Genomic DNA, 12732 nt, shown 5'->3' with positions numbered 1-12732 from the left:
GGCACAACCCATCCTCCTAACCGCCTGACGCGGATGGGTTTATGTGGGGTGGGACGGTAGCCCGCGGTATGGAACGGCTCGATCCTCGTGTGCGGATCATCTGGCTCGGGGGTTCGCTCTTCACGGCGCTGGTAGTGGCTGTGGCGGTCGCGCTCGCCGACCGACGATGGTTCGAGATCGGCGTCTGGGTCGGTCCCGTCGTCTTTGTCGTCCTCGCCATCGTCGGTGTTGCCTACACGCTACAGCGATACCGGGTCTGGGGATTCGACATCGAGACGGACGCGGTCACGCTCGAACGCGGGGTTCTCACCCGTGTGAACTCGGTCGTCCCGTTCGTTCGGGTCCAGCACGTAGATTCACAACGGGGACCGATCGAACGGCTCGCCGGCCTGTCGAGCGTGGTCGTCTACACCGCGGGCTCGCGGGGAGCTGACGTCACGATTCCCGGGCTCCGGCCCGAACGCGCCGAGACGATCCAGGCCGAGCTCCGTCGGCTCGCCACCGAGAGCGAACCCGGCGAGCCGGAGGACGCGGTGTGAAACTCCACCCGCTCTCGCTCCCGCTCCGGGCGGTCTCACGCGCCATACAGACTGGCTCGATGTTATTCGGTGGGAGTCTCGTCGTCGGATCGGTCACGCCGCTCACGGGCCCAGTCCTCATCTTCGGTTCGGTTCTCCTCGGTGCGCTCGTCGGTGTGGCGTACGAGTTCGTCTACTACCGTCGGTTCGACTACGAGGTGACGGCGGACACGTTCGACATCGGTTCGGGTGTAATCTCACGTCGTGAGCGCGAGATCCCACTCCGCCGGATCCAGAACGTCGATATCTCTCGAGGAATCGTCCAGCGCGCCCTCTCGATCGCAGTCGTCGATGTCGAGACCGCCGGTGGTGGCGAGACCGAAGCGAGCCTTCGGTACGTGGGGTACGACGAGGCGAAACGCCTCCAGCGCGACCTGCGGCGCGGCGCACGCGAGGAACGGGGCGAGACCGGCGGGGAGGCAAGCACCGAGGACGGGACTACCAAGACCCCAGCCGGCGAGAACGCAGCCGAACCTCGACACCACGACGAGCCGGAGGAGTTGCTGTTCGCACTCTCACCACGGAACCTCGTGGTGTTGGGGTTGGTGGCTCCCGACCTCCGGGCGCTCCTGCCCGTACTCTTCTTCGCCGTTCCCACGGTCGGGATCTCGATTCCCGATCTCCTCGCCGAGACCGGCGCGTTCACCGTCGGGCCGCGTGGGGCGGCGCTGGCGATCGTCTCGTGGGTCGGCACCGCCGCGGTGACCGCCGCACGGTACTACGACTTCCGTCTCACCCGCATCGGTGACGAACTCCGGTACGAGCGCGGACTGCTCAGCCGATACGACGGCTCGATCCCGATCGAGAAGATCCAGCAGATCGACGTGCGCGAGAACGTTCTGATGCGCCAGGTCGGCTACGCGTCGCTCGCGATCGAGACTGCGGGCTACACGCCGGGCGAGGGGCCATCCGGCGGTTCGGAGGCAGCGATCCCGCTCGCGGGTCGCGCTCGCGTACTCGAACTCGCACGCTCGATCGAGGGGTTCGATTTCGAGGAGCCGGACTTCACTCGTCCGCCACGCCGTGCCAGGCGGCGCTACGCGGTCCGGTACGCGCTCGCGTTTGGCCTGCTCGCGGGTGTGCTCTGGATCGCGAACACCTTCCTCGACGTATCGCTCCTCCGCTACTGGTACGCCCCGCTCGCGGCGATCGTCCTCATGCCGGTCGCCGGCCACTACAAATGGCTCCATCGCGGGTACGACGTGGGTAGCAGACACGTCCAGACGCGCAACGGGTTCTGGCGGCGCTCGATCGCGGTCGTGCCCGCCTACCGCGTGCAAACCGTGATCCAGACCGCGACGCCGTTCCAGCGGTGGCGGTCGCTCGCCACGGTCGCGATCGATACCGCCGGGTCGCTCTCGGTCACCGACCGGGGCGCACGCGCGGTGGATTTCGACGCGAGCGAGGCCACCGAACTCCGCGAACGGGTCCGACGCGGGCTGCAAGCGAGCCTCACCGCGCGCCGAAATCCGCACCCGACGAGCAACCCCTCCGGCAACGCACCGCTCGGACGAGTCTCGACGAACGAGGACCGTGACGACAGCGGATAGTCACCGATTCACTCGCTCGAAATCCCCACCGATCATTCTGCCACCGTGATCGTTCGGTTCGCTGCCTCGTACCAATCAGGTCGATCGACGGTCGTCGATCCGATATCGGTGTAGCGAACCGACTGAGTGATGCGGTTCGTGGTGTTGACGCCCCGCTGGATGTCGGTCGTAGTGTAGGCGAGATAGTGCGACCGAACGATGCCCTGTGAGTCGATGAGCGCCCGGAATGAGATGTTTCGTGGATTTTCGGTAGCGCCTACTGGATAGATGCCTGGGAGGTATTCGGGGTTTGTGAGGTTCGTCGCCCGGACTATGTAGAGTTTCGTGTCGTTTCGCGTCTCCTGGCCGACGACACGCGTTTCGAGTGCGTTGAACAGAGTGAAAAATCGACTACTTCTTCGGAAGTCGTAGTCGGCGCGACTCTGTCTGGTTCGCCGGTAGCTTGTGTTGTTTTCCTGAATAGACGCGGTGAATACCTGTTCGCCGTCCGACCACGTTTTGAACCGCTCTGGGAAGTTCACTGGCGGCTGTGTGATTAACCCTTTGTACTCACCGACGGAGTAAAACGAGCCAGAACCGTTCGCTATTCGCGCTGTTTGATTTAGCCGGACCCGGAGCGTTCCGTTGTCGTATCTTACACTTTGGTTCGTATACAATCTGAACGATCCATCGGCGAGATTCGTGTCGTGAGCGTCCGCCAGATCGCTCGCACTCACGACGCCTGCCCGTGTGAGTCCCGGCGCGAGCATTGGCACCGGCGTGGGTGTCGGCTCGTCGGTCGGTACGGCGGCCGGGGTAACGGTTGGTGTGTCCGTTTCGGTGTCGCTGCCGGTGAGAGCGTTACAGCCCGAGAGCACGACCACCACGGCGACAGCGATGAGGAGGGCCTGCGAACGGTTCACGCCCCGTGACTGTCACTCGTTAGCAAATAAGTCTTGTTCCAATCGTGACTCTCGTGTATGGACAGCGGAACCCTTCCAGAACTCTCACATCATGGATCGATGATTTGTCGAAAAATCACCTCGCCACCAGATCTAATCAACTGTAGCAAAGATCTTCTCGGCCGTATCGACGAAGGATTCCGACACTTACGAGATCGTCTCGTTCTCTCGTGCGATCGCAACGGACGCGAAAAACCCGTAGTAGGCAATCACACCCGCGAGCATACACAGGTAGTAGGCCCACTCTGGACCATCGAGCACCCTGAACAGAACGGTGACCATCGTCACCCAACTGCACGCGAACACCAGGTCGACGAGCATGCCGGAGCGGTGTTCGCTGATGTGGTCTCCGACGGCTTCACGGAAACTCATCTCATCGGCCTCCAAGCGCGGCAATCGCTCCCGTCGAGGCCGACGGAGTGTGCCACCGGTGACGGCCGCTCGTGCCGACATCGCTGCTTGCAGGGAACCGAAGCGCCCCGACGCTTCGACCGTTTTCAACGAGAACGGCCATCGTCCCCCTCATCTGGAGCGCCTCGTGCTGACGTGGCTCGCGATTCCGTGGATGGCTCACCACCGTCGGTGGCAACCTCTTCGGCACTTTCCATCCGACTCATTGGTTCGGGGCTGTGACACTGCCGAACCAGACGTTTGACCTCTTCTGGTGGATCGTCAGTGACCAGTGAGATCGCGATGATGACGGCCATCACGACCGGGACACCGATGAGCGCCGTCGATGTCGCCGGCAGCACCGCATTGAGCGCTGGTACAAGCGGGCCCTCACCGCCGATCACCTGTGCAGCGTAGTCGTTGATGATGGTCACGATGGAGATCGTCAGTCCGACGAGCATCCCGGCGAGAGCGCCCTCTCGAGTGGTGCGCTCCCACCAAAGACCGAGGAAGAACACGGGAAACATCACGACACCAGCGATCGCGAACGCCACAGCGACGAGAGAGGCAATGACCCCGATGTCGGCAATCGCTGTCGCCGCTACCAAAATCCCGAGTCCGAGTATCGTCAACCGGCCCACGATGAGCTGCTCGCGCTGGGATGCCTCGGGTTTGTAGAGGTTCGTGTAGATGTCGTGTGCGGCAGCCGACGAGCCGGAGATGAACAGCCCTGCAACCGTCGCCAACGCCGCTGAGACCGCCCCGGCGGCGACGAGACCGACGAGCCATTCGGGGAGGTTGGCGAGCTGTGCCGTGAGAACGACCACGACATCACCCTGGTCCGACGTGAAGGGGAACGACAGCGCTTGGCTCTGGTCGAACAGCAGCGTGCCGAATGCGGCGTATGCAGCGGTACCCCAGTACAGCAGGCAGATGAAAAACAGCCCCCAGACGCAGGACCACCGAGCCGTCCGCTCGTTGTCGACCGTGTAGAAACGCACCAGCACGTGTGGTAGCCCACAGGTACCGACGATCAGGGTGAAACACAGCGCCACCCATTCGTAGTAGCCGGCGTTGGCGAAGGGAGCCGTGAATTCGCGCGCGATCTCTTCGGCGACGAGTGTCGCTTCGTCACCGAACTCGAGATACGGCAGCACCGTCGAGTAGCCCTGCGTCCAGCCGACAGCGTACAGTCCACCGAGGAAGGCGATGATGAGGATCACGTACTGCAGCGCCATGTTCTTGGTCGTTCCTAACATTCCCGAGAGGGCAACGTAACCGATGGTGACGCCCATGAGGAGGATCACTCCCTGGGTGTAGCTCGTCCCGAAGAGATACATTGACATCAGCCCCATGCCGCGTCCCTGACTGACGGCGTACACGTACGCGATGAACAACGTCGTCACCGCCGCGATGGCACGGCCAGTGTCGGAGTAAAACCGGTCCGCGACGAAATCCGGTGCCGTGTACTTACCGAACCGACGGAACTGCGAGGCAAGGAAGATGAGGAGGATGAAATAGCCCGCCGTCCAGCCGACGAGATACGCCAGGCCGAAGTACCCGAGCGTGGCGATGGTCGCTGCGACGCCGAGATACGACGCCGCCGACATCCAGTTGGCACCGATCGCCATCCCGTTCTCGATGTTTCCGATCGACCGACCGGCGACCCAGAGATTGTCCGTATCGGCCACGCGGAAGAAAAAGCCGACTGCGAGGAACGCGACCAACATCCCGATAGTCGTGAGCGCCGGGATGAGCTTGAAGCCGATATTGAGTCCCTCGGGCACGACTTGCAACAGAACATCCATGCTCATGCGTTCTCACCGCCATCTCTGTCTCTTATACACATCTCTGATGGCGCNAGATCGGCGAGCGTCTCGGGTTCGGTCGGGTCGGTAGGCGTACACCGCCGACAGAACGAGCGCGCCGAACGGCGCGCCGATACCCGTCAGAAGAACGTGCAACTGGAAGCCGAGGACGATGGTCCCGGTCATCAGTTCGGGAAAGACGAGTGCAGCCGTTACCGGCCCGAAGACCGCAACCGACCAAGCCAGAAACGTCGTCCAGATCAGTTTCAGGTGATCGCGCATGAACGCGGTATCCGGATTGAAGATGTTCACTTCTGCGTCGAGATAGTCGGTGGAACGGTGGTTCGTCGTCACCCCACCGTCAGCTTCCGTCGTTCTCGATTCGTTCGTCGTCTGTGGGCGGCTGTCGGTCATTGTGTTACCATTGTTGCCGTGATTGTCCGCGTATCCAGCCACCGAACTCGTCGCAGATCGACGGAGCGGACACGGTTGCCTGTTCGACGAACGATCCCGATGGCTCGAACTCATCCTGGTCAGCCACCAGGGCTTCCAGTTCGACGTTTTGTTTCGGCATAGGCGAGTAGCTCTCCCGATGCGTCTATCATAAAGAAACCTGCTAATTATTCCAATGACCTCGTTAGGACCCCAAACTCCGGTGGTTCGTCGGCTACGAAACCTCTACTGGGTCTGTGGCTGTCAAAGCATTCGCTATCGTCTCACATGAGTATCGTACTCGTAGCACTGGGTATGGCTAGACAGTTAGAGTGAGATGTCCATAGCTGCTTCGTGGTCTTGCACTATCCGCTGTCGTGGAAGAACGACTGGAGGAGTTTCTTTTGCGCAATCCGAAGGTGGTGGTGGAGAGTCGGCGACGAGACGCTGAGGGAGTCGGCCAGTTCCTCGGCCGTGGAGTCACGTGGCCACTCGAAGTACCCGCCAAAGTAGGCTGATCGGAGCGCTGCAGTCTGTCGTTCGGTAAGGTCATCGGTTAGTGTCTCTCGAAACCGGCCGTCGGTTGCGGTCTCGGGTTCGGTTTCCCGTTTCGCCGTCAGATGGGCCGTGGGAAACGTATCTGTCATGGTCTCGACGATACTCCGAACGTTTGCGTCGGTCGGTGTTTCTCCGACCAACTGCCCACCCTGCGACCCAACCTCGTAGGATCGAATCTGGCCACCGAGCTTCGCGAACGTCCGAATCGGGGAACGCCGAAGCATGAGCTCGAGCAGCATGCCCGTCTCGTCGTCGCTGACGAACCGAACGTCACTCACCTCATCGGTAGTGCTCGCGCGTTCGAAGACCGCATCCGGTGTGACCGCTCGGGTGGTGACATAACAGAGCACCCCCTCGTCGGCGGGGACGATGCCGACGAGTTCGAACTCACAGTCGAGTGTAGCCGCGGTTTCGGGCAGGAACGCTGCCTCGCGCCCGATATCGAACGTCAGTTCGGTCACTGTATCGGCGAGCAACAGCCGTCGATGCTCGATCACGGCGAGTGCGTGACCGACCTGTGCACCGAGCGCACCGAGTAAGTCACGCTCGATAGCGTCGACGTCTTCCCGAAGCGTTCCAATTCCGAGCAGGCCACGGGTCATCTCCCCGGCGAGTGGAACAGCAAGTAGCGTGGTGTCCCCGACATCTACGGTTCGGATTGTCTGCTCCTCGACCACGTCGGTGACGAGGTCGCTCCGGTCGGCAAGCATTTGGTCGACACTGTTGGCTGCGACGCCGGCGTGTGCCCGAACCGTGAGACCATCGCCAGTCGTCTCCGCGATCCATGCGAAGCGATAGCCGTCCGTATCAGCCAGTCGGCCACAGACCGTCTCGTGGATGTCCGATGCGCTAGTGGCGACCATGAGCTCCTCCCCCACATCGGCCACGACACGCACTGCTCGCCGGAGCCAGGCGGGTAGGCCGTCAGCTGTCAGTGCACTTTTCCCCGAGAGAGCCGCCGCGACCGTCTCACGATCCGGAGTCGGGAGGTAGGGTTCCAGCGCGGCCACCCGTTCGTAGGCAGTCACTGCGAGGACGATTCGTGCATCAACACCGTCGTGTAACAGTTGACGGGCGTGGGCGGCCCGGAGGTTCCGTGTCGAGACGTCCCGGAATCGGTTGTCGCCGGTCGCGTCAGCGGCTCGCGTGCCGCTCTCGCTGACCAACATCTGGATACGACGCTCCGAGACGTCCACGAGTGGGTCGGTATCGTCGACCGACTGGGCGTACTTCTGTATCGAATGGGCCACCGCTGCTGGAACGAATGCTTCGCGGTCTCCAACGTCGAGCAGCCGTGTTGTGCCTGTTTGGCGAACGTCGGCGGGGCTGATGGCAACCACTTCACTCGGCTGAAGTCCGACCTCTCCACACAGTCGGACAACGAGATCGCCACGGTGGGTCCGGGTCGCCCGACGAAGACGCTCGTAGCCACCCGTACAGAGGAACTGGGCTAGCCCATCCATTCTGTTTCGATTCTATTTTGAGAAGCGAAATAGGTGCTACGGTCGCTACGCCCGCTCGCCGCTGTTGGCTCCCGCATGGTTCTCCAAAACGGTAGTGAAGTTTCGGAACAATCTATTCATTCGAAATCTCATCGTCATTCGAGCGGAGTTCGCCGACGACTTCGGGGTTGCGTAGCGCGCTGAGGTCGCCGTAGTCTTCATCGTTGGCGACGGATTCCAACAGCCGGCGCATGATCTTTCCCGAACGGGTCTTCGGGAGTTCTGGCGTGAAGATGACTCGTTCGGGACTGGCCATTGGTCCGATCGCCTCCTCGACGGCAGCGATAACCGCCTCGTGGAGTGCATCGTCGGCAGCCTGCTGTGTCGCCGGGTTGACGTAGGCGTACACCGCCGTTTCCCGCGTCGAGTGATCGACGCCGACGACTGCGGCCTCGGCGATACCCTCAACGCTGACGACGGCGCTCTCTATTTCCGCGATCCCGATTCGCTGGTTGGCGACGGTGATGGCGTCGTCCCGCCGACCGAGAACACGAATGTATCCGTCATCGTCGGCGATCGCCTCGTCGCCCGCGATGTACCGCCACTCATCGCCCGCAACGGCACTCGCCCCCCAGTCGGTCGCCTCTGCGAGTTCTCGGGGCATTCCCGGCCACGGCGTCCTGACCGCGAGCATACCTCTCTCGCCGACTGGCTGCTCGCTGCCGTCCGGGCCGACGATGGCGGCGTCGATACCCGGTAACGGCGGCCCGGCGGAGCCGGGTTTCATCGTATCGATACCGGGCAGCGTCGAGACGAGGATGGCCCCTGTTTCGGTCTGCCACCACGTGTCGACGACAGGACACGACTCGCCCCCAACGTGGGTGTAGTACCACTTCCACGCTCGCGGGTCGATGGGTTTGCCGACGGTGCCGAGTAGCCGGAGGCTCGATAAATCGTGGCGGGCGGGGTACTCCTCGCCCCACTTCATGAACGATCGAATCGCTGTCGGTGCCGTATAAAGGATGTCGACAGCGTTGCGTTCGATGATCGAGAAGAGTCGATCCTTTCGAAGATGATCGGCGGTCCCCTCGTAGAGCATGGTCGTCGTTCCTAAACTCAGCGGACCGTAGACGATGTAGGAGTGGCCGGTGATCCAACCGATATCGGCCGAACACCAGTAGGTGTCCGTGGACGTGATATCGAGCACGTTGCGTGCGGTCCACGCGACGTGAGCGAGATAGCCACCGGTGGTGTGCGTGACGGACTTCGGCTCTCCGGTTGTCCCGGATGTGTAGATCAAAAACAGCGTCTCCGTCGAGTCGCGGGCGACCGGTTCGATTTCGCGCCCAGCGTTGGCAGCGAGCAACTGACTGTACTCGTACTGGTTGGCCCCGAGTTGGGTGTCGCCGAGTCGTTCGACGACGACGGTGGCTTCGAGATCGTGGTCGATGGCCAATCGAGCGTTGTCCGCACGGCGCTTCTGGTTGACCGCGTCACCGCGTCGGTAGTACCCATCACAGGTCACGAGAAAGCACGAATCGGCACGCTCCATCCGTGCCGCCAGCGCGTCAGCCGAAAAGCCCGCGGAAACGACGTTGTGCGGTGCACCGAGGCGCGCACAGGCGAGCATTCCCACCACCAGTTCGGGGACCACCGGCAGATAGAGCGTGACGACGTCGTCTTCCCCGACACCGCGTTCGCGGAGGGCCGCCGCGAACTCGTTGACCTCGCGATGGAGATCGAGGTAGGTGTAGGTGCGTGTCTCGCCGAGCTGTCCCTCCCACCGGATCGCGAGGCGATTTTTCCGCTCGTCGAGATGGCGGTCGAGACACTCGTGGCTGGCGTTGAGCGTCCCACCACCGAACCATTCGAACGGCGGTGTTTCGTCGTCGAGAACCGCGTCGTACGATTCGAACCAATCGAGGAGGTCGCCGGCGGCATCCCACGCTTCGGGCCACTCATCGCTGAAGTGCTCACGTGGGTCACTCGTCAGGGTGGCCCGTTTGCGGAACGCGGGTGGCGGATCGATCGCGTCGTCGGCGTCCATTGATTCGATTGTCAGGCGACCCACGACTAAAGTTGTGGGTCTTCCACATACCACACCAGCCACCGTACTGTTCCGGGTGAGTGATCGATGCGGTGGCGATCACTGCCCGTCTTTTCCGCCGACATCAACACGTCGCCAATCGTTGGTGTGGTTGCTCCAACTGTTTCGAGCGCTGCTACTGATGGATGTGTGACTTGGATATTGTGCGACAATTCCCACGATATGTGGAATAAAAACGCATACGTTCCGTGTGATCAACCCCACATCTGTCATTGACTGGCCCGCGTGAACGCCGAGACGCCGTCGCATCCGATGGCCGGTATCGCGCCGCGACGACTGGACGGGTTTTTGTCGCTCCGCGCCGCAGGTCGCCTCAATGAGCGCGGAGTCAGACCACGATCCCGACGATGATCCGGGTCACGACCACGACTACGAGGAGCTGGGCCTCGTCGCGGGTCTCGAAATTCACCAACAGCTCGACACCGAGACCAAACTGTTCTGTGGCTGTCCGACCGATCGACGTGAGCCCGGCAACTCGACCCATCGGTTCCGCCGATACCTCCACCCCACACGGAGCGAACTCGGCGAGATCGACGTCGCCGCGCTGGAGGAGGCGAGCGTCGAGCGCGAGTTCGAGTACCTCGCCTTTGACTCCACCTGTCTGGTCGAGGCCGACGACGAGCCGCCGGGGCGAATCGACGGCGAGGCGGTCGAGGTGGCGCTCGAAATCGCCGCCCTGCTCGACATGACGCCGATCGACCAGGCCCACGTCATGCGCAAGCTCGTGATCGACGGCTCGAACACGGCGGGCTTTCAACGCTCGGCGCTCGTCGCGGACGACGGCGCGATCGAGACCTCGGCGGGCACAGTTGAAATCGAGGATCTCATGCTCGAAGAGGAGAGCGCCGGTCGCGTCGACGAGACTGACTCGGGCGTTCGATATGCCCTCGATCGGTTGGGAATCCCGCTCGTCGAGATCGGCACTCGACCCGACATCACCTCGCCCGCACAGGCGAAGGAGGCCGCCGAACGAATCGGGATGTTGTTACGCTCGACTGGCACCGTGAAGCGCGGCCTCGGCACCATCCGCCAGGACGTCAACGTCTCGATCGCGGCGGGTGCGCGCGTCGAACTCAAGGGAGTCCAGAGCCTTGACGATATCGACGAGATTGTGGCCGAAGAGGTCCACAGACAGGTCGAACTCCTCGCGATCCGTGACGCACTCTCCGATCGGGATGCGAGCGTCGGTGATCCCGAGGACGTGACCGACGTCTTCGCCGAGACGGAGAGCGGCGTGATCGGTGGCGCGCTTTCTGGCGACGGCCGCGCGATGGCCGTTCGACTGGAGGGGTTCGCAGGGCTCGTGGGTCGCGAAATCCAGCCCGATCGCCGGCTCGGCACCGAGTTCGCCGATCACGCCAAGCGCCACGGTGTCGGCGGGATCTTCCACACCGACGAGCTCCCGGCGTACGGCGTGACCGAAAGCGAGGTCGACGCGCTCCGGAACGCGGTCGACGCGGACGAGGACGACGCGGTGGCGATGGTCGCCGCCGCCCCCGAACCGGCCGCGGCGGCGATCGAGGCGGTCGCGGAGCGCGCCCGCGCGGCGATCACGGGCGTGCCGGAGGAGACTCGCGGAGTCCAGGAGACCACTTCGGAGTATCTCCGCCCGCTGCCTGGCGCGGCGCGGATGTACCCCGAGACCGACGTTCCCCCTGTAGAACTCGACATCGAGAACGTCGAACCCCCGGAACTCCTGACCGAGAAAGTCGAGCGGTACGAATCCGAACACGGTCTCGATGCCGGTCTCGCCGAACAGGTCGCGTACGGCCGCCGGATGAGTCTGTTCGAGGCGGCGGTCGGGCAGGGCGTCGACCCCACGCTCGCGGCTCAAACGGTCGAGAGCACCGTCACCGAACTCCGGCGCGACGGCGTTCCGGTCGAGCAACTCGACGACGAGCGGTTTCTCGATGCTTTCTCACTACTTACCGCTGGCGAGGTCACGACCGAGGGGCTGCCCGATCTCCTCACGGCGCTCGCCGAGAATCCGGAACTCTCGCCGACCGAGGCGGCGGAACGCGAGGGACTCGGAAGTGCGGGGAGCGAGGAGGTCCGCGAGGTCGTCGTCGAGGTCGTCGAGCGGAACGCGGACCAGGTCGAAACGGAGGGAATGGGCGCGTTCTCCGGACTGATGGGCGAGTGCATGGGTGCGCTCGGCGGCCGCGCGGAGGGCGACACCGTGAGCGAACTCCTGCGCGAAGAGATCCAGAAACGGGCCTGAGACAGCGATCAAAGGGATTTCGATCTGGTTCGAACGGTCAGCGTCCTTCGAACTCGGGGTCGCGGTCCTCGCGGAACGCGGCGGTGCCCTCGGCCACGTCGTCGGTCCCCATCAGGATCGAGAACCCCTGGCGTTCGAGCGTGAGGGCGGCGTCGAGATCGGCGTCCGCGCCCTCGTTCATCACTTTCTTCGCGACTTCGAGGCCCACGGGCGGGCCGTTCACGATGTCCGAGACGACTTCTTCTACGGCGTCGTCGAGTTCGTCGCCTGGCACCGCACGATTGATCATCCCCCAGTCGGCTGCGGTCGCGGCGTCGATCTGGTGGCCGCGGAAGACGAGTTCCTTTGCGCGCGCGGCCCCCACGAGGCGGGTGAGTCGCTGGGTCGCGCCGCCGCCGGGGATCAGGCCGAGCCCGATCTCGGGCTGGCCGAACGTCGAACCTTCGGTCGCGATCCGCATGTCACATGCCAAGGCGAGTTCGTGGCCGCCGCCGAGGCAGTACCCCTCGATCTTCGCGACCACGGGTCGGGGAAACTCCGCGACGGTCTCGTAGGTCGGCGTCGCGCGGAGCACGTCGGCGGGCTCGGTGTCGGCGAACCCGGTGACGTCCGCGCCCGCCGAGAACGCGCGCTCTCCGGTGCCCTCGATGGTAACGCAGCGAATCTCGTCCGGATCAGTCGTCGAAAGGAGGTGATCGATCTCGT

At 63.2% G+C, this 12732-nt stretch carries 10 protein-coding genes; 3 read left to right on the top strand and 7 right to left on the bottom strand.

Annotated elements, in window-relative coordinates:
• Positions 1-68 precede the first annotated feature (68 nt).
• Positions 69-539: a PH domain-containing protein gene (locus tag C449_RS00145; protein ID WP_006075819.1), complete on the top strand. Its 471-nt coding sequence runs from the start codon at positions 69-71 to the stop codon at positions 537-539.
• The gene (locus C449_RS00140) at positions 536-2128 is read left to right on the top strand and encodes a PH domain-containing protein (RefSeq protein ID WP_006075818.1); all 1593 of its coding nucleotides are present in this window, start codon (positions 536-538) and stop codon (positions 2126-2128) included. Before C449_RS00145 ends, C449_RS00140 begins: the two co-directional genes overlap by 4 nt.
• A gap of 32 nt (positions 2129-2160) precedes the next feature.
• On the opposite strand, the gene C449_RS00135 is transcribed toward C449_RS00140, so the two are convergent.
• The 6 genes from C449_RS00135 to C449_RS00110 form a co-directional block, all read right to left on the bottom strand.
• Positions 2161-3030, bottom strand: a complete 870-nt coding sequence (locus C449_RS00135; RefSeq protein WP_006075817.1) for a DUF7537 family lipoprotein — start codon at positions 3028-3030, stop codon at positions 2161-2163.
• 186 nt (positions 3031-3216) lie between these two features.
• Positions 3217-3441 (bottom strand): hypothetical protein, encoded by a 225-nt coding sequence (locus C449_RS00130; protein WP_006075816.1) that lies wholly within the window; start codon positions 3439-3441, stop codon positions 3217-3219.
• 125 nt (positions 3442-3566) lie between these two features.
• Complete coding sequence (locus tag C449_RS00125) at positions 3567-5273, bottom strand: sodium:solute symporter family transporter (RefSeq protein ID WP_394295345.1); 1707 nt, start codon at positions 5271-5273, stop codon at positions 3567-3569.
• A gap of 6 nt (positions 5274-5279) precedes the next feature.
• A complete protein-coding gene (locus C449_RS00120) occupies positions 5280-5549 on the bottom strand; it encodes a DUF4212 domain-containing protein (RefSeq protein WP_449271581.1) in 270 nt (89 codons plus the stop codon).
• A 515-nt stretch (positions 5550-6064) separates the two neighbouring features.
• Positions 6065-7720 carry a bacterio-opsin activator domain-containing protein gene (locus tag C449_RS00115; RefSeq protein ID WP_006075812.1) on the bottom strand — a complete coding sequence of 552 codons (1656 nt, stop codon included), beginning with the start codon at positions 7718-7720 and terminating at the stop codon, positions 6065-6067.
• 112 nt (positions 7721-7832) lie between these two features.
• Positions 7833-9746: an acetate--CoA ligase gene (locus tag C449_RS00110; RefSeq protein ID WP_006075811.1), complete on the bottom strand. Its 1914-nt coding sequence runs from the start codon at positions 9744-9746 to the stop codon at positions 7833-7835.
• Positions 9747-10122: 376 nt separating this feature from the next.
• On the opposite strand from C449_RS00110, the gene gatE reads away from it, so the two are divergent.
• Complete coding sequence (gene gatE, locus C449_RS00105) at positions 10123-12027, top strand: Glu-tRNA(Gln) amidotransferase subunit GatE (RefSeq protein WP_006075810.1); 1905 nt, start codon at positions 10123-10125, stop codon at positions 12025-12027.
• 37 nt (positions 12028-12064) lie between these two features.
• Here the strand turns inward: gatE and C449_RS00100 are convergent.
• Positions 12065-12732: enoyl-CoA hydratase/isomerase family protein (locus C449_RS00100; protein WP_006075809.1), on the bottom strand; the 668-nt coding region annotated here is incomplete at its 5' end.

The sequence above is a fragment of the Halococcus saccharolyticus DSM 5350 genome, assembly GCF_000336915.1.
In the GTDB taxonomy this organism is placed as follows: domain Archaea; phylum Halobacteriota; class Halobacteria; order Halobacteriales; family Halococcaceae; genus Halococcus; species Halococcus saccharolyticus.
This window is presented reverse-complemented; position numbering and strand designations above follow the sequence as displayed.